Below are 16,173 nucleotides of genomic sequence, written 5' to 3' on the forward strand. Positions count from 1 at the left end.
TCACCAGATCAAAGGATTTGCCATGTTTGCTTCCCGCCCGCTGAAGGCCGGCCTCGTCGCCGTGCTGCTGTCCATGCCGCTGTTGGCCCATGCTGACGCCGCCCAGGAAGCCGGTGCCAAGGAACTGGCCGCCACGCTGAATCTAGACAATATGCTGCCGGATCTGGCGCAGCGCACTTCCGCCAGCGCCGTGCCGCTGCTGCAGGAGTACTTCGTCAAGAACAAGATCCAGCTGAGTGAGGCGCAGCAGAAGAAAGTTCAGACCGGCCTGAAAGGCTACGGCGACAACATCCACAAGCTGGCCGCCGACTACTTTGGCTCGGCATCGGTCAAGACCCAGTTTGAACAAACCGTGGTCAAGAACTTCAGCGCCCAGTTCAGCGCCGACGAGTTGAAACAGATCAACGCCTTCTACAAGAGCGCGGCCGGTCAGAAGTTCATGAAGCAGCAGCCGCAGATCATCAACGGCATCGCCGGCGAAACGTTGAAGACCGCCGAAAAAACCCTGCTGCCTAAGATGCAGGCCGCGGCCGAGGCCTACGGCAAGACCATCGCCAAGAAGTAATCACTCCAGCATCAGGCTAAGCCGGCGCGCGCGCTCCAGCGCGGCGTCGGCGCCGGCCCACTCGTCCTGCCAGACCCACACCTGGCCGCGCGCGTCCAGCATCTCCACCAGCCATAGCCGGCTGCCGCCCTGTAGTTCTACCCGCCGCGCCCGCACCGGGCGACGATAGTTGAACACCACCATATCGCTGGTCCTGCTCGCCGCCGTCGCCATCATCGCGCCCTCCTGATTTGCCCTGTCGCAGCCATCAACGCAAGAGGCATGCCAGCCTAGGGGCTGTTGACGTTTGGTGAGTGGATCGCGTTTGCGCCGATTTGTGCCGGAAGCAAGGCGCACAGTCCGACGCATAGTCATTCTATGCAAGGGCTGGGCAACGCGGCTTCCGGCCCAAAGCGGCCAAACCCGCAGGGCCGGGCGCCTTTCGCGCCGACTCTTCGTTGTTCCGCGCTGGCAGAGAATGACTATGCGGCGCGCGAAACGCCTCGATTCGGCGCAAAATGCATCCCTGCGCGACCGCTCCCCAAACGTCAACAGCCCCTAGGCACTGCCCTCTAGCGCAGCGCAGCCTTTTTGACAGATGCGAAAAGCCCGGCTTAGCATGTAGTGTCGCCCTACCCGAAAGCATCAATGGAAAACCGCAAATTGGCGGTACTGATAGACGCCGACAACGCCCAGTCGTCGCTGATCGCGGAGCTGTTGGCCGAAGTGGCCAAATACGGCACCGCCGTCGTCAAGCGCGCCTATGGCGACTGGACCACGACGCAACTGAAGGGCTGGAAGGACGTGCTGCACCAGTACGCCATCTCGCCCATCCAGCAGTTTGCCTACACCAAGGGCAAGAACTCCACCGACTCGGCGCTGATCATCGACGCCATGGACCTGCTCTACACCGGCAATTTCGATGGCTTCTGCCTGGTATCGTCTGACAGCGACTTCACCCGCCTGGCCACCCGGCTGCGCGAAGCCGGGCTGACCGTGATCGGCCTGGGAGAGCAGGCCAAGACGCCCCGCCCCTTCATCGCTGCCTGCGATAAATTCGTGTTCACCGAAGTGCTGCGCCCGGCCCAACCGGCCAAGGCAAAGGCGGAACCCGTCGCCCCGAAGACCCGCGCCAGCCGCGCGCGCGCCAAACCGGCGCCGGCGAAGGAGCGCCACCCGCTGCAAGACATGTTCACTTCGGCGATCGAAGCCGTGTCGCGCGACAGCGGTTGGGCCGAACTATCGGCCGTCGGCTCCTACCTAGCCAAAAACGACCCCTCTTTCGATCCGCGCAATTGGGGACATGGCCGCTTGTCGCAGATGGTGAAGAAACTGGATTTCCTGACGGTGCAGGAGAGCCGCAATGGCTCCAAGCTGCATAGCGAAATCCGCTTGCGCCATGACGGCGAGCCGGCCAGCGCGGACGCGCCAGTGGCGCCAGCGGCCGAAGCTGAGGATGCCCCGGCCGCTCCTGCCCGCAAGAAACGCAGCCCGCGCAAGAAAACTCCGTCTGCCGGCTGAAACTGGCACGTTAATTGCACAAGCCTTGATTCAAGGCCCCTACGACCTCACGCAAGGACAGATCATGCAGATTCGTGAAGCCAACTTGGAAGACCTGGCCGCGATACTCGACATCTACAACGAAGTGATCGCCACCACCACCGCCGTCTACAACGACGACCCGTTGACGCCGGGCGAATTCGCGCTGTGGTTCCAGGATCGCACCGCCGCCGGCTACCCGGTGCTGCTGGCCGAGGAAGACGATGGCCGCGTGCTGGGTTTCTCCAGCTTCGGCGATTTCCGCACCCGCCCCGGCTACCGCTTCACCGTGGAGCACAGCGTGCACCTGACCGAGCAGGCCCGCGGCAAGGGCATAGGCACCGCCTTGGTGCAGGCGCTGTTCCCGCGCGCCCAGGCACTGGGCAAGCACACGATGCTGGGCGCGGTGGACGCCGAAAACGAGGGCTCCATCCGCTTCCATGAGAAGCTGGGCTTCGTCCAGGTGGGCCGTCTGCCGCAAGTCGGTTTCAAGTTCGGACGCTGGCTGGACTTGGTCTATCTGCAGCGCTTCATCGACGGCGACCCCACCAACGGCCCGGCAGCCGACGCCTGACCCCCTCAGTCTCATCGTGATAGAGCGCGCGGCCGCCCAGCAAGCGGCCGATGCGCGCAGCCAGCAGCGCGACCAGCGCCACCGGCAACAACATGCTCCAGGCGCCGGTCAGCTCCATCAGCATCGCCACCGCCAACAACGGCGCCTGAGCCGTCGCCGCCAAGAACGCCGCCATCCCCACCAGCACCGCTCCGCCACCGGGCAAACAGCCGGGCAAAGCCAGATTCAACAGCTGGCCGGCCAGCGCGCCGCACGCCGCGCCGGCGAACAGCATAGGCGTAAAGATGCCGCCCACCGCGCCGGAACCGCTGGTCGCCGCCGTCGCCACCAGCTTGCACAGCAGCAGCGTCAACACCAGCTGCCAGGCCGGCTGATGGCCCAGCAGCCACGATACCGTGCTGTAGCCGTTGCCCCACATCTGCGGCCAGAACCAGGCAAGGCAGCCCACCGCCGCGCCTCCCTGCGCCATCCGCAGCGGCAGCCGCCAGGACAAGCGGGCGAAAGCGCGCCGGCCCAGCTCCATCAGCAGCAGAAACAGCGGGGCGCAAGCGCCCAACATCAAGGCCAGCAGGCAATAGCCGGCCAGCGCCAGCGCGCCGGGCGCCGGCAACGGCGGGGGGTGATACAAGGGAGACAAGCCAAACAGGTGACTAACCGTCAAGCTGGCGGTCAGCGCCGCCAAGGCCAAGGCCGGCAGCGAACGCGCATCCAGCCGGCGCCACACCACCTCGCAGACGAAAACCATCGCCGACACCGGCGCATGATAGGCGGCGGCCCAGCCGGCGGCGATGCCGCAAGCCACCAGACGCCGCCGTTGCGGCAAACTCATCGGCAATAGCCGGGTCAACAAGGAGCCGCCTTGCGCCGACAGCGCCACCATCGCCCCTTCGCGGCCGATGGAGCCGCCGCTGGCGACGGTGCATAGCGAGGACAGGCTGTTGACCAGGGTGCGGCGCAGGCTCAGGCGGCCATCCCCTACACGCACCGCCTCCAGGTAGTCGCCGGCGGCCGCGCCGCGCAACAGACGCCGGCCCTGCTCCAATACCACGCCGGCCAGCAATCCGCCCAAGACCGGCGCCAGCGCCCGTTGCCACGGCGCCAGCCGGCTCGCGATCTCCACCAGACCGCTGGCGTGCCCGCCCTGCAGATACGCCAGCGCGTGCAGCGCGCCCTGGAAGCACAGCACCAGCACAGCGCCCAGCACGCCGCACGCGGCCGCTAACAAGGGGATTAGAACAAGACGGCGCAGTTTGGGCGACAAACGCATGCGAACGGAAACTCGGTGGAGACGACTGGCGTCAAGCCTAGCAGAGCGCCGCCGCCCGGAAAACGAAAAGCGCCGCAGTTGCCTGCGGCGCTTCTCTTTTTTTACAGCGACTGTCAGTGCAGTGCTTGTTCTTGATTTTCTCTATTCTCGTCCTTTGTACGACTCAGCGCACTTCTGCAACAATATCCCTACTGAACACTTTTTCGCAATACTTGCATTTCATTTTTGTGTCGTGAGCGACGGTTTTCACGTAGAAGAAACTGGTCACCGGCTCGTTGTGAGATATGCAGTTGGAGTTAGGGCAGGAAAAAATGCCCTCCACTGCCTCCGGCAACGTCAATTTATGCTTTTTGACAACTTCGAAGTTTTCAATCACGTTGACGGTAGCCTGGGGCGCGAACAGCGCCAGCTCATTGGCCTGCTCCTCGGTCAACGCCACGTTCTCCACCTTGATCAGGTCCTTGCTGCCCATGTGGCGGCTTACCAGGTTCAGGCCCACGGTGACGCGCTCGCCGCTCTCGGCCAGCTTGAACAGGCGCAGGATCTTGACGCCTTCGCCAGCCGGAATGTGATCGATCACGGTGCCTTGCTTCAGCGCTTCTACGGTGCGGGTATATTGCATGATCTTGTCCTCTTTTCTTGCCTGATTACACGGTTTCGTTCAGCACCAGCGACAGCAGCGCCTGGCGCGCGTAGACGCCGTTCTTGGCCTGTTCGAAGTAGTAAGCGTGCGGGGTCGCGTCGACGTCCACCGCGATCTCGTCCACCCGCGGCAGCGGGTGCAGCACCTTCATGCCGGGACGCGCGGACTTGAGCATTTCGGCGCGCAGCGCGTACTGGCCCTGGATTTTCTTGAACTCGGCCTCGTCGAAACGCTCGCGCTGCACGCGGGTCATGTACAACACGTCCACTTCCGGGATCACGTCTTCCAGGCTCTCCGCCACCGTGTACTGAATGCCCTTCTCGTCCAGCTCCTCGCAGATGTAGTCCGGCATCGCCAGCACCTCCGGCGCCACAAAATAGAAGCGCGCGCCGAACAGCGACAGCGCCTGCGCCAGCGAGTGCACGGTGCGGCCGTATTTCAGATCGCCCGCGAAGGCCACGGTCAGGCCATCCAGCCGGCCTTGGGTCTCGCGGATGGAGAACAAGTCGAGCAGGGTTTGCGTCGGGTGCTGGTTGGAGCCGTCGCCGCCGTTGATCACCGGCACCGCCGAAAACTCGCTGGCCAGCCGCGCCGCGCCTTCCTTGGGGTGGCGCATCACCACCGCGTCGGTGTAGGAGCTGATGATCTTGATCGAGTCGGCCAGCGTTTCGCCCTTCTTGGCGCTGGTATTGCCGCCGTCGGCAAAGCCGATGATGTTGCCGCCCAGGCGCTGCACCGCGGTTTCAAACGACAGCCGGGTGCGGGTGGACGGTTCGAAGAAGCAGCTGGCCACCAGCTTGTCCTGCAGCAGATCGCTGCGCGGGTTCTGCTTCAAGCGACTGGCGGTCTCCACCACCAGTTCCAGTTCCTCGCGGCTGAAGTCGGGTATGGAGATGATGTGCTTGCGGTACAGTGGATTGGCCATGATCGCTTTCCTCATGTTGGCGGTTGCGGACGAAAAAAAAGCCCCTGGATTCAGGGGCTTTTTTTGCGGAATACGGGAACGTCGGGAACGATGGCGGGAAACAACAGCGCCGCCGCGCCACCCAGGCGGGTGTCGCTGATGCCGCTTCGCTGTCTTGCTGCCTGTTTCATGCCTGCGTTCCGAACAAAATTGTCGGAATATATCCCATTTCCCACTATGTCGGCAAGGCTAATGCCTGCCGCAGCATGCGAATTTTCTTCTGCATTCTCTCTCGATCTTGCCTGGGGCTGGCAAAAATCGCCGCCGAGGAGGCTGAGGCAAGGCGGCGCCGCGGGTCGCATCGGAATTTTTGTTGCCCGGCTTTCAAACCTGGTCGATTTGCAACAGATCAAGCTGCGTCCTTGCAAATCCTCCCCGCGGGGCTGATGCTTGTAGAAAGCGCCCTCCACGGCGCATGGACAACCCGCATCCTCCGATACGCGACATGATCAAGCGCATAGACGTCAAAGACATCAAGATCGGCATGTACATCCACGATCTGAACAGCGACTGGATGTCCCATCCCTTCCTGGTCAACCGCTTCCTGGTGCGCAAGGAATCGGAAATCGAAAAGATCATCGATTCCGGCATCCACGAGGTTTACATCGATACCAGCAAGGGCCTCGATCTGCCGTCCGCGCCTACCGAGCACGAGGTGCGGCGGAAGCTGGAAAGCGAGCTGATCGAAATCGCCAGCCGCCCCAGCACCGTGACGCGCAAAGTCGAGGCGGCCGAGGAGTTCGGCCGCGCCCAGCTGGTCCACAACGAGGCCAACCTGATCGTGCGCAACATCCTGCAGGATGTGCGGCTGGGAAAGCAGGTGCAGCTGGAGCAGGTGGAGCCGCAAGTGGAAAGGCTGACCGAATCCATTCTGCGCAACAACGGCGCCCTGCTGTCGCTATGCCGGATCAAGGACAAGGACAATTACACCTTCCAGCACTCGGTCAGCGTCGGCGCGCTGATGGTCAGCTTTTGCAATGCGCTGGGCATGAGCCGCGAGGCCATCCATCACGCCGGCATCGGCGGCATGCTGCACGATATCGGCAAGATGAAGGTGCCGGACGACATCCTGAACAAGCCGGGCAAGCTGAGCGAGCAGGAATTCAAGGTGATGAAGTGCCACGTGGTGGAAAGCCAGAAAATACTGCATGCCACGCCGGGCATTCCGGAAATCGCCATCCAGGTGGCCGGCCAGCACCACGAACGCCATGATGGCAGCGGCTATCCGGCTGGCCTCAAAGGCGACAAGATTTCCCAGCTGGGGCAGATGGCCGCCATCGTCGACGTTTACGACGCGCTGACCTCGGACCGCTGCTACCACCAGGGCATGTCGCCGACCGACGCGCTGCGCAAGATCTACGAGTGGTCGAAGTTCCACTTCAACCCGGAACTGGTGCAGGCCTTCATGCGCGCCATCGGCATCTATCCCATCGGCACCCTGGTGCGGCTGGAAAGCGGCAGGTTGGGCGTGGTAGTGGAGCAGAACGACCACAATCTGATCTGCCCCAAGGTAAAAGTGTTTTTCAGCATCAAGAGCAACACCCACATCAAGCCGGAAATCGTGGACCTGTCGCGCCGCCTGGGCGCGGGCGGCGGCGACAAGATCGTCAAGCACGAGTCTCCGGAGAAGTGGCACATCGACCCGCTGCGCTTCCTGTAGGGCGGATGCCCCGCTCGCGGGGCGATCCGCCATCCCGCCGTCGATCACGCTAGCGCCAAACGACTTGCATGCACAAAGACTTGGCGGAACGCCCCCTTGGGGCTTCCGCCCTACCGGTAGTCCCCCCACACCGCCTGCATGGCGCCGACGGCGGCAAGCGCCGCGGTTTCGGTGCGCAGGATGCGCGGCCCCAGCTTCAGCGGCGTCCAGCCAGCGGCCAGGGCCGCATCCTCCTCCGGCGCGGAGAAACCGCCTTCCGGTCCCACCATCAGCCAGCTGCGCGCCGGCCGCTCGGCCAATTGCGCCAGGCTCTTGTCGCCGCGCGGCGACAGGATCAGCCGGATGTCGGCTTCCTGGCGCTCTGCCAGCCACTCGTTCAGCGTCAGAATAGGCAGCACCTGCGGCACGGTGTTGCGGCCGCTTTGCTCGCAAGCGGAAATCACGATCTCCTGCCAACGCGCCACCCGTTTGTCGGCGCGCTCGCCGCTGAGCTTGACCACGGAGCGGCCGGCGGCAATGGGCTGGAACACCGCCACGCCCATTTCCACGCCTTTCTGCAACGTGAACTCCATCTTGTCGCCTCCGGAAATGCCCTGGGCCAGGCCCAGCCACAGCGGGGTTTCACGTGAAACGTCGTCGAAGCGCTCGATCACGCACTGCGCGTCGCGCTTCATCACCGCCCCGAGCACGGCGTGATACTCGCCGCCACGGCCGTTGAACAAGGTGATGGCGTCGCCGGCATTCAGCCGCAATACTTGAATATGACGCACCACAGCATCGGGCAGGGACAGTTGCTGGCCAACCGCGAGGTCGGCGTCCAGATAAAACCTTGGCATCGGATATTGAAAGTCGCTGTTGATACCGGTATTTTGCTAGGTTTGCTTCATTCGGCAAACCGCTTTTGCGCCGCGACGACGCATTTTTGCAGGAGAGACAGGATGCAGGTGCTAGAACAGGTGATGCGACTGGTGCGCGAAGTGGCGGCGCGCGAAGTGATGCCGCGCTTTTTGCACGTGGGCAAAAGCCGCAAGGACGACGGCACCCTGTTCACCGAGGCCGACCTGGCCTGCCAGCAGGCGCTGCAAGGCGGCCTGCCGGCCATTCTGCCGCATCCGGTGCTGGGCGAGGAGATGGAGCGCGAGGAACAGGATGCGCTGTGGGAGGCCAACCGCGACGGTCTGTGGGTGGTGGACCCGATAGACGGCACCACCAACTTCGTCAACGGCCTGCCGTATTTCGCCATCTCGGTCGGCCTGATGGTGGCCGGCAAGAGCGAGCTGGGCGTAATCTACAACCCGGTGTCGGACGAGATGTTCTACGCCCGCCGCGGCCTCGGCGCCTGGCTGAACGGCCATCGCCTGCCGCTGAAGACCATCAACAACTGCATCGGCGACGCCATCGCCAGCGTCGAAGTCAAGTATCTGCGCTCCGGCAAGCTGGCGGCGCGCATCGGCAGCGTGGCGCCGTGCGGCAGCCAGCGCAATATGGGCTCCAGCACGCTGGACTGGTGTTTTCTGGCGGCCGGCCGCTACGACCTGTATCTGCATGGCGGCCAGCGGCTGTGGGACTACGCCGCCGGGGCCGTCATCGCCGAGGAGGCCGGCGCCCGCCTGGCCAGCCTGAACACCGACGACTACTGGAGCGACGTGATCTGGAAGCGTTCGGTGGTGGCCGCCATCACGCCTGAGCTGTTCTCGCAGTGGCACCGCTGGGTGCGGGCCAACCAGTAAGCCCCAGGCGCGGGCTGGGCGCCGCGCGGCCGAATCGGCGAATCCGGCAGCAGGCTTACTTCAGCCGATTCCAGTTCAGGATCGCCTCCTTCTTGTTGTCGGCCTGAGCGCCGATGGCCGGGCAATTGCCCTTTTCCGGATAGCGGCTGCACTGCACCCACAACCGGCGCGAACCGGCCTTCACCAGCTCGGCGCGAGCGCCGCATTTGGGGCAGGGTTGGGGCGTCAGGGGGGCGGTTTCGCTCATGGTGTCGCTTTCTCAATACAGACCGGACCCGGTAGACCGGTGCGTTTGCATCATCGAACCAAGCTTAGCGACAGACGCCCGCCATCAGCAAGCGCATGGATGCAAAACATGGCGAACCAAGATGATAAAAAGCCGCAGCCCGGCAAGGCATGCGGCTTTTCGCTTCTAGCGATGCAAACGGTCAACGCCGACGCGCCATCGCCTTGGCCTGGACCGGCAGCGCGTAGCCCTGCTGCCGCACGAAATCGGCGACGAAGCCGCCCAGCAGCAGGTGGGTGTGCGTGGTCGGGTGCAGATTGTCCCAGAACACATAGGCGTCGGCGTTGCCGCACTCCGGCCGCGGCGTCTGCGCCGAAATATAGGGCAGGCTGGCATTGGCGGCCACGTTCAGGCAGGAGTGGGTGGTGTTGCTGACCTGGTACTTGGCCGGATTGGCCAACAGGTCGTTGAACATGCCGTAAGCGTCGAACAGCCTGAGTTTGAGGCCGGCGCCATGTTTCTGCTGCAGGTTCGCCACCAGCGCCGCCAGCTTGGCGTTGTAGTCCTTCACCTGCTGCGCCAGTTGCGCGGCCTTGCCGCCGCTGCTGCCGGACGGCGTGCGCGACAAATCGGGCAGGTTCAACACCACGATGTTGCGGCCGCCGGCGGAGATGATCTTTTCCAGCGCCTTGCCCTGGTCGGCGATCACCTGGTCAACGCTGCGGCCGTAGTTCAGCAGGTCGTTGCCACCGATCAGCATGGTGAACAGCGTGTTCTCCGCACGATAGCCCGGCGCCTTTTGCATGTATTGCGTCCAGGAATCCACTTCCTGCAGCAGTCCCGGCACCACCAGGTGCTTGTCCGCCGCCGCGCCGCCTATCGCCCAGTTGTAGATCGGCAGCCCCAGCTGCTCGGCCAGATGCTCGACCCACACGCGGCCATTGCTGAAGCGGCCGATATACCAGCTCTGGGCGGTGGGCAGCTTCCACTGCGACGCGCCGTACATGTTCTGGGTATCGGACAGGCTGTCGCCGAACACGATCAGCTTGTTGATGGCCGAACCCTGCGCCGCGCTATCCAGCGTCCAAATGGTGTGGTTGTACGACATGGCGTTGTTGGCCGCGGCCACCAGCGCCAGCGGGCGATTGATGCCCTGCTTGGCCAGCGTGTTCTGGCACGCCGCGCGCAGCGCGTCCTGGCTGACCTCGCTGTAGAACATATTCTTCAGCGCCACGATGCTGCCAGACCACCAGTAGCCGTTGACGCGGTAGTAGTCGCCGCTGGAGGGGTCGGTCGCCCAGACATAGCGGGTTTGCGGCTGGTTGGACGCCGGGCTGAGCCGGTAATAGCAACGCAGATAGGTGTAGGTCATGCTGCCCTGTTGCGGTTTGGCCTGGCTGGCGGCGGCGGCCGCTTCGGCCTCGGACAGCGGCTTGCCGGCGGAAAGCACGCCGTCCAGTTCATCGTTAGGCGGTTGCGGCGCCTGCGCCTGCGCCTGGCCGGCGGCCAGCAGGCCGGCCAGCAAGCTTGATGCGAAAAGTCGTTTCATGTATTCACCCGATACCTTGATCTTATTGTCAGCGGTGGTCAGGTTTGCCAATCGGTCGCGGCAAGGATTCCGCGCTCTACGTAAACCACGCGCAACAATAGGATAACAGGCGTTTACATTTAAAATAAACCTTTAATTTTAAAGTTTTACCGGAAATTGCTGCTGCGGCGCCCGCTCCAGACAAGAAAAAACCGCTGCCTGGGCAGCGGTTTTGAGGGATGAGAACGGCGCTCAAACACTCAGCAACACGATCTTCAGCGGGTGTTTGCCGTCAGTGCTGGGGAAGTCGGCATCGGGGGCGACCCACTCCGCGGCGCGCACTTCGCGGCCGGCCTTGGCGGCGCTGCGCTTCAGCGACTCCAGCCAGGCATCGCCGTCGACTTCTGCAACATTATTGCAACAGATCAGCATGCCGCCGGGCGCCGTGGCCAGCAAAGCCGGCTTGAACAGGGCCTGGTAGTCGTTCACCAGGTCCACCACGCCAAACGGGCTCTTGGAGTAGCGCGGCGGGTCGAGGAAGACCAGATCGAACTGGCGCGGCTCCAGCTTGGGGAAGGCCGGCATGCGCTTGCCGCGCACGCGGTCCGGCTGGCCGATGCCGGACAGCTGGCGCACGGCGGCGAAGACGTCGCTATGCAGGCAGCGCGGGCGGGTGGCCAACAGATTCAGCTTGGCGTTGGCGCGGCCCACGCTGAGGCTGGATTCGGAAAAATCGACGTTCAACACGAAGCTGGCGCCGGCCTTGGCTGCCGCCACGCCCACGCCGCAGGTGTACGAAAACAAGTTCAGCACGCTCTTGCCGTCTGCCAGCTGCATCACGCGGCGACGCGCGGCGCGCAGGTCGAGGAACAGCCAGGGGTCCTGCCCCTTGTGGCGGGCCTGGTAATGGAAGGCCACGCCGTTTTCGCGGATGGTGACGTCCTGTTCCGCCACCGCCTGTTCGGCCAGCGACAAGGCGTTGCGGACGCGGGAATTGGCCTCGCTGCGGTCGTTGTACACCAGCGTCAGCTCGGGCAGCGTCTCGCGGTAGTAGGCGCGAATTTCCGCCAGCTCCGCCTCTTCCAGCGAGCGGTGGAAGCTCTGCGCCAGGATCTGATCGCCGTAGCGGTCTATGGTGAGGCCGGGCACGCCTTCGACGCTGCCGTGGAACAAGCGGTAGCAGTTGGTGTCTTCGGCGGCGAGGCGCGCTACGAGTTCGGCGCGAGCCGCGGCGGCGCGGCTGAGGAGTTCGGTCAGGCTGGACATGGGGGCTTTCGATTACGGTTCGGCCGGACCGGGGTGTTGGCCCCGGCCGGTTCAAAACCGAATTGTAAGCCCTGGCGGACAGCGCACCAAGCGCCGTCCGCCTAAGCGGGTCAATGCAGCGTCTTCAACAGCGGCATGGCGCCGGACGAGCCGAGGAAGTCCGCCACCGCGTTACCCAGCAGCAGATGGGTATGCGTGGTCGGATGCAGCGTGTCCCAGAACACGAAGGCATCGGCATTGCCGCAATTGGCGCGCGGCGACTGCCCCTGCATATAGTTCAACGCCGAATCGGTATTGATGTTCAGGCAGGACTGGGTGGTGTTGCTGACTTGGTACTTGCTCGGATTGGTCAGCAGATCGTTGAACAACGCATAGCTGTCGAACACCTGGATGTTGGCGCCGTACTGCTGGTTCAGCGAGGCGGCCAATGCGGCCAGCTTCTGGTTGTAGTCCAGCACCTGGGCCGCCACCGTGGCGGCGCCGCCCTTCAGCTGATACACCGGCGCGCGCGAAACATCCGGCAGCTTCAGCAACAGGATATTGCGGCCGCCGGACTGGATCAGGTTGCTCAGCGCCTGCTGCTGCCCGGCGATCACTTTGTCCGGGGTGCTGCCATAATTGACCAGGTCATTGCCGCCTATCCACATGGTGAACAGGGTCGTGGCCGGGTTGTAGTTGGGCGCCTGCTTCATGTATTCCTGCCACGACTGCACCTGCTGCACCACGCCCGGGATCACCAGTTTCTGCGTGCTGACGCCGGCGCCGCCTATCGCCCAGTTGTACAGCGGCAGCTTCAAGCGCGACGCCAGGTATTCCACCCAGACCGGCCCGTTGCTGAAATGGCCGACATACCAGCTATTGCGATTCGGCAGCGTCCATTGCGAGGCGTTGTAGACATTCTGGTTGTCGGACAGGCTGTCGCCGAAGGCGACGATCTTGTTGATCGCCGTTCCCTGCCCTGCCTGATCGTTAGTCCATACCGTGTAGTTGAACGACATGGCGTTATCGGCCGCGAACACCATCGCCGGCTGCTGCTGGATGCCTTTTCTGGCCAGCGTGCTCTGGCAGACCGAGCGCAGCGCGTCCTGCGTCACGTCGCTGTAAAACATGTTCTTCCAATCGAACAACCCGCTTCCCCACCAATGGCCGTTCAGCCGGTAGTAGTCGCCGCTGGACGGATCGAGCGCCCACACGTAGTCGGTCGTCGGTTGGGTATTGGCGCCGGAGGCGCGGTAATAGCAGCGCACATAGGTGTAGGTCGCGGGCCCCGGCACGGACTGGGCGCCCAGCCGCGCCTTGGCCGTCTTGGCTTTGGGCAGCCCTTGCTTCAGCAGCTGCTCCCGGCTCAGCGGACCGGACGGCGACAGGATATGGGCGTAGCGGGCGTCCGGCGTCACATCGGCATTGCCGGCAAAGGCAGGCGCGGCCAACGCGGCGCTCAACAGCAACCATGCTTTCATGCTTTCTCCTCGTGATGAGTGGTGGGTACGGCATCGAAGGGATAGACACAGCACAGTAGAAAGGAAATATGAAATTTGTATATCGGGCCAGCGTTTGCCGTAAGAAATAGATCCAACACTCGACTGACTGTCGTGATCTCGCCAGCGCAGCATCAATCCGCTGTCGATCCGATTTGCATATGCCATAGTAAGAAAACCACCGCCCAGGAGAGCTGCCATGCAAGCCCATCGCGAACTGCTGAAAACCCTGTACACCATGGCCATGCTGGTTGAGGCGCGCGACGCCTATACCGGCGGCCATCTATGGCGCGTATCGCGCTATAGCCTGCTGCTGGCGACCGATCTGCAGCTGCCGCGGGAAGAGGTGGAACGCATCGCGCTGGGCGGCTTTCTGCATGATCTGGGCAAGATAGGGGTGCCCGACGCGGTGCTGAACAAGCCGGACAAGCTGAGCGACGAAGAATACGCGGTGATCAAGATCCACCCGCAAGTCGGCGCGGATTTGCTGCTGGACCATCCCTTGGCCGACCTGGTGATAGACGCGGTGCTCAGCCATCACGAAACGCCGGATGGCCGGGGCTACCCCAACCAGCTCAGCGGCAAATCCATCCCTTTGGCGGCGCGCATTGTCGGCATCACCGATGCCTTTGACGCGATGACCAGCAGCCGGCCCTACCGCCAAGGCATGCCGTCGGAAAAAGCGCTGGCCATCATCGAGGCAAACCGCGGCGGCCAGTTCGACGCCGAACTGGCCGACCGCTTCGTAGCCTTGGGCCGCGCCGGCAAGCTCGACCATGTGCTGGGGCACAGCGAACCGGGCGTACCCATGCAGTGTTGTCTGTCCTGCGGTCCCATCATCGCTGTGCCGTCGGACGCCGCAGATGGCGAAGACATCTACTGCCCGGCTTGCGGCGGCGGCTATCGCCTGAGCAAGCACAGCGGCGAGCTGTCGCTGACGCCGTCGGGCAAGCGCGATCTGGTGAAGGCGCGCCAGCCCCGCGCCAACAACCGTCTGATAGACAAGTTGTTGGCGGAAAACCAGAAGCTCAACAGCCGCAAACGCCCTGGCCTGCTGGAAATGCTGTTCGGTTGAGAACGGTCGGCATATGGGTCACATGATTTGCCTCAAGAATGCGCATGGTATAAATTAAAACCACCATTCATGCCGCATCTCCTGGCAGAGGCCCACCATGCACACACTCCACCCCACGCTGAAACCATGGCTGGAACAGTTCAACCAAATAGCCGCGCAAAAGATCGCCAGCGGCTACAAGGCCACGGCCATCGGCGCGCGCGAGGCGCTGGCGCAGTTGACCGCGCAGATGGTCAGCCCCGGCCCCGATATCGCCTGGGTCAACGATGACTTGGTGCCCGGCCGCGAATACAGCGTGCCGGTGCGGATCTACCACCCAGCCCCGGATCAGCCTTTGCCGGTGCTGGTTTTCCTGCATGGCGGCGGCCACATGGCCGGCGGCGTCAGCGTTTACGACGGCATCAGCCGGCGCCTGGCGGCAGCCAGCCGCCACATCGTGGTGGCGGCGGAATACCGACTGGCGCCGGAAAACCCTTATCCCGCCGGATTGCGCGACGCGTGGTCGGTGGCCAAGGGGGTTTGGGACGTGCTGGAGCAGCGCCAATTGCGTTTCCAACGGCGTCTGGCGCTGGCGGGAGACTCCGCCGGCGGCGCGCTGTGCGCCAGTCTCAGCGGCAAGGCGCAGCAAGATGCCTCGCTGGAAATCGCGCGCCAGGTGCTGATCTATCCCTGCGTCGATTACACGCTGACCCAGCCATCGGTGAAGGAAAACGGCGAGGGCTACTTCCTCACCGCCAGCCGCACCGCCTGGTATTTCGACCAGTATTTCCAGCATGGCGAAGACAGGCGGCAGGCGTCGCCGCTGTATTGGCCGTGCAGCGCGAAATTGCCCGCCACGCTGGTCATCACTGCCGGCTTCGACATCCTGCGCGACGAAGGCGAGCAGTACGCGCGCCAGTTGCAGGCAGCCGGCGCGGCGGTGGCGCAACTGCATCTGGACGACCAGATGCACGCCTTCCTGAACATGGAAGCGCTGGTGCCAGAGGCCTGCGCCCTCGCCTATCGCCGCATCGGCGAATTCCTCAACGCCGACTGAACCGCGTCGGCCGGCGCGCCGGCTGCCGCGGCGCCATCATGGGGCCGGATAGTTCTCCGGGCAGAAATGGCGTTCGGTCAGTTCGATCAGGATGTGCAGCACCTTGATGTGCAGCTCCTGCACCCGGTCGGCGTAGCGGCCGCCCGGGGTGTTGACGTAAACATCGGCCAGCGGCTCTAGCCTGCTGCCGGCGCGGCCGGTCAGGATGATCACCTTCATGCCCAGCTCGCGCGCTGCCTCGGCGGCGCGGATGACATTGCGGCTGTTGCCGCTGGTGCTCAAGCCCAGCAGCACGTCGCCGGCCCGGCCGTGGCTTTCCAGATAGCGGGCGAAGATTTCGTCATAGCCATAATCGTTGCCGACGCAGCTGATGTGGCTGGGATCGCTGATGGCGATCGCCGCCATGCCGCGGCGGTTGTCGCGGTAGCGGCCGGTCAGCTCCTCGGCGAAGTGCATGGCGTCGCACATCGAGCCGCCGTTGCCGCAGGAGAAAATCCGCCCGCCGCTGCCCAACGCGTCGATGATGGTCTGTCCGGCGGCCTCGATGGCGGCCAACGCCTGCGGATTGGCCAGCAGATTATCGAGCGCGCTTTGCGCCTCGGCCAGGCTGGCCTGAATATGGTTTTGCATGGAGCATCCTGAT

General features: G+C 63.7%; 17 protein-coding genes. 7 read left to right on the forward strand and 10 right to left on the reverse strand.

Annotated elements, in window-relative coordinates; translation table 11 throughout:
* Positions 1 to 22: 22 nt before the first annotated feature.
* On the forward strand, positions 23 to 565 hold the full coding sequence (locus tag BI343_RS17370; RefSeq protein ID WP_071110661.1) for a DUF2059 domain-containing protein: 543 nt from the start codon (positions 23 to 25) through the stop codon (positions 563 to 565).
* Here BI343_RS17370 and BI343_RS17375 read toward each other — a convergent pair whose 3' ends face one another.
* Entirely contained in the window at positions 566 to 781 is a 216-nt protein-coding gene (locus BI343_RS17375; RefSeq protein ID WP_043625718.1) for a hypothetical protein, read from the reverse strand.
* A gap of 411 nt (positions 782 to 1,192) precedes the next feature.
* Here BI343_RS17375 and BI343_RS17380 point away from each other — a divergent pair, with 411 nt between their 5' ends.
* Positions 1,193 to 2,065, forward strand: a complete 873-nt coding sequence (locus tag BI343_RS17380; RefSeq protein WP_043625715.1) for an NYN domain-containing protein — start codon at positions 1,193 to 1,195, stop codon at positions 2,063 to 2,065.
* 64 nt (positions 2,066 to 2,129) lie between these two features.
* A complete protein-coding gene (locus BI343_RS17385; RefSeq protein WP_043625712.1) occupies positions 2,130 to 2,657 on the forward strand; it encodes a GNAT family N-acetyltransferase in 528 nt (175 codons plus the stop codon).
* Here the strand turns inward: BI343_RS17385 and BI343_RS17390 are convergent.
* The 3 genes from BI343_RS17390 to pyrB all read right to left on the reverse strand — a co-directional run bounded on the left by BI343_RS17390 (position 2,614) and on the right by pyrB (position 5,492).
* A complete protein-coding gene (locus tag BI343_RS17390; RefSeq protein WP_169829040.1) occupies positions 2,614 to 3,861 on the reverse strand; it encodes a chloride channel protein in 1,248 nt (415 codons plus the stop codon). The two genes, BI343_RS17385 and BI343_RS17390, sit on opposite strands and share 44 nt — an antisense overlap.
* Positions 3,862 to 4,087: 226 nt before the next feature.
* A complete protein-coding gene (gene pyrI, locus BI343_RS17395; protein WP_043625709.1) occupies positions 4,088 to 4,546 on the reverse strand; it encodes an aspartate carbamoyltransferase regulatory subunit in 459 nt (152 codons plus the stop codon).
* A gap of 25 nt (positions 4,547 to 4,571) precedes the next feature.
* Positions 4,572 to 5,492 (reverse strand): aspartate carbamoyltransferase, encoded by a 921-nt coding sequence (gene pyrB / locus BI343_RS17400; RefSeq protein WP_043625707.1) that lies wholly within the window; start codon positions 5,490 to 5,492, stop codon positions 4,572 to 4,574.
* Between the two features lie 454 nt (positions 5,493 to 5,946).
* On the opposite strand from pyrB, the gene BI343_RS17405 reads away from it, so the two are divergent.
* On the forward strand, positions 5,947 to 7,191 hold the full coding sequence (locus BI343_RS17405) for an HD-GYP domain-containing protein (RefSeq protein WP_339375047.1): 1,245 nt from the start codon (positions 5,947 to 5,949) through the stop codon (positions 7,189 to 7,191).
* Positions 7,192 to 7,301: 110 nt separating this feature from the next.
* On the opposite strand, the gene BI343_RS17410 is transcribed toward BI343_RS17405, so the two are convergent.
* Positions 7,302 to 8,027, reverse strand: a complete 726-nt coding sequence (locus BI343_RS17410) for a 16S rRNA (uracil(1498)-N(3))-methyltransferase (RefSeq protein WP_071110663.1) — start codon at positions 8,025 to 8,027, stop codon at positions 7,302 to 7,304.
* Positions 8,028 to 8,129: 102 nt separating this feature from the next.
* Here BI343_RS17410 and BI343_RS17415 point away from each other — a divergent pair, with 102 nt between their 5' ends.
* Positions 8,130 to 8,921, forward strand: coding sequence for an inositol monophosphatase family protein (locus BI343_RS17415; protein ID WP_043625702.1), 792 nt, complete (start codon positions 8,130 to 8,132; stop codon positions 8,919 to 8,921).
* Positions 8,922 to 8,976: 55 nt separating this feature from the next.
* On the opposite strand, the gene BI343_RS17420 is transcribed toward BI343_RS17415, so the two are convergent.
* From BI343_RS17420 to BI343_RS17435, 4 genes are all read right to left on the reverse strand, one after another.
* Positions 8,977 to 9,168, reverse strand: a complete 192-nt coding sequence (locus tag BI343_RS17420; protein WP_043625699.1) for a Lar family restriction alleviation protein — start codon at positions 9,166 to 9,168, stop codon at positions 8,977 to 8,979.
* A 181-nt stretch (positions 9,169 to 9,349) separates the two neighbouring features.
* Complete coding sequence (locus BI343_RS17425) at positions 9,350 to 10,696, reverse strand: SGNH/GDSL hydrolase family protein (RefSeq protein WP_244886688.1); 1,347 nt, start codon at positions 10,694 to 10,696, stop codon at positions 9,350 to 9,352.
* Between the two features lie 231 nt (positions 10,697 to 10,927).
* The gene (locus tag BI343_RS17430; RefSeq protein WP_071110664.1) at positions 10,928 to 11,941 is read right to left on the reverse strand and encodes a class I SAM-dependent rRNA methyltransferase; all 1,014 of its coding nucleotides are present in this window, start codon (positions 11,939 to 11,941) and stop codon (positions 10,928 to 10,930) included.
* 110 nt (positions 11,942 to 12,051) lie between these two features.
* On the reverse strand, positions 12,052 to 13,401 hold the full coding sequence (locus BI343_RS17435; protein ID WP_244886689.1) for an SGNH/GDSL hydrolase family protein: 1,350 nt from the start codon (positions 13,399 to 13,401) through the stop codon (positions 12,052 to 12,054).
* Positions 13,402 to 13,618: 217 nt separating this feature from the next.
* Here BI343_RS17435 and BI343_RS17440 point away from each other — a divergent pair, with 217 nt between their 5' ends.
* Positions 13,619 to 14,494 carry an HD domain-containing phosphohydrolase gene (locus BI343_RS17440; RefSeq protein ID WP_071110665.1) on the forward strand — a complete coding sequence of 292 codons (876 nt, stop codon included), beginning with the start codon at positions 13,619 to 13,621 and terminating at the stop codon, positions 14,492 to 14,494.
* A gap of 97 nt (positions 14,495 to 14,591) precedes the next feature.
* On the forward strand, positions 14,592 to 15,530 hold the full coding sequence (locus BI343_RS17445; protein WP_071110666.1) for an alpha/beta hydrolase: 939 nt from the start codon (positions 14,592 to 14,594) through the stop codon (positions 15,528 to 15,530).
* A 36-nt stretch (positions 15,531 to 15,566) separates the two neighbouring features.
* On the opposite strand, the gene gmhA is transcribed toward BI343_RS17445, so the two are convergent.
* Positions 15,567 to 16,160, reverse strand: coding sequence for a D-sedoheptulose 7-phosphate isomerase (gmhA, locus tag BI343_RS17450; RefSeq protein ID WP_071110667.1), 594 nt, complete (start codon positions 16,158 to 16,160; stop codon positions 15,567 to 15,569).
* Between the last annotated feature and the right edge of the window lie 13 nt (positions 16,161 to 16,173).

The sequence above is a fragment of the Chromobacterium amazonense genome (genome assembly GCF_001855565.1).
Taxonomy (GTDB): domain Bacteria; phylum Pseudomonadota; class Gammaproteobacteria; order Burkholderiales; family Chromobacteriaceae; genus Chromobacterium; species Chromobacterium amazonense.

What these genes read in the sequence shown, in the direction of transcription:
- BI343_RS17370 (WP_071110661.1), top strand. Translation starts at nt 23, where the DNA reads ATGTTTGCTTCCCGCCCGCTGAAGGCCGGCCTCGTCGCCGTGCTGCTG.
- BI343_RS17375 (WP_043625718.1), bottom strand. Translation starts at nt 781, where the DNA reads ATGATGGCGACGGCGGCGAGCAGGACCAGCGATATGGTGGTGTTCAAC.
- BI343_RS17380 (WP_043625715.1), top strand. Translation starts at nt 1,193, where the DNA reads ATGGAAAACCGCAAATTGGCGGTACTGATAGACGCCGACAACGCCCAG.
- BI343_RS17385 (WP_043625712.1), top strand. Translation starts at nt 2,130, where the DNA reads ATGCAGATTCGTGAAGCCAACTTGGAAGACCTGGCCGCGATACTCGAC.
- pyrI (WP_043625709.1), bottom strand. Translation starts at nt 4,546, where the DNA reads ATGCAATATACCCGCACCGTAGAAGCGCTGAAGCAAGGCACCGTGATC.
- pyrB (WP_043625707.1), bottom strand. Translation starts at nt 5,492, where the DNA reads ATGGCCAATCCACTGTACCGCAAGCACATCATCTCCATACCCGACTTC.
- BI343_RS17405 (WP_339375047.1), top strand. Translation starts at nt 5,947, where the DNA reads ATGGACAACCCGCATCCTCCGATACGCGACATGATCAAGCGCATAGAC.
- BI343_RS17410 (WP_071110663.1), bottom strand. Translation starts at nt 8,027, where the DNA reads ATGCCAAGGTTTTATCTGGACGCCGACCTCGCGGTTGGCCAGCAACTG.
- BI343_RS17415 (WP_043625702.1), top strand. Translation starts at nt 8,130, where the DNA reads ATGCAGGTGCTAGAACAGGTGATGCGACTGGTGCGCGAAGTGGCGGCG.
- BI343_RS17420 (WP_043625699.1), bottom strand. Translation starts at nt 9,168, where the DNA reads ATGAGCGAAACCGCCCCCCTGACGCCCCAACCCTGCCCCAAATGCGGC.
- BI343_RS17425 (WP_244886688.1), bottom strand. Translation starts at nt 10,696, where the DNA reads ATGAAACGACTTTTCGCATCAAGCTTGCTGGCCGGCCTGCTGGCCGCC.
- BI343_RS17430 (WP_071110664.1), bottom strand. Translation starts at nt 11,941, where the DNA reads ATGTCCAGCCTGACCGAACTCCTCAGCCGCGCCGCCGCGGCTCGCGCC.
- BI343_RS17435 (WP_244886689.1), bottom strand. Translation starts at nt 13,401, where the DNA reads ATGAAAGCATGGTTGCTGTTGAGCGCCGCGTTGGCCGCGCCTGCCTTT.
- BI343_RS17440 (WP_071110665.1), top strand. Translation starts at nt 13,619, where the DNA reads ATGCAAGCCCATCGCGAACTGCTGAAAACCCTGTACACCATGGCCATG.
- BI343_RS17445 (WP_071110666.1), top strand. Translation starts at nt 14,592, where the DNA reads ATGCACACACTCCACCCCACGCTGAAACCATGGCTGGAACAGTTCAAC.
- gmhA (WP_071110667.1), bottom strand. Translation starts at nt 16,160, where the DNA reads ATGCAAAACCATATTCAGGCCAGCCTGGCCGAGGCGCAAAGCGCGCTC.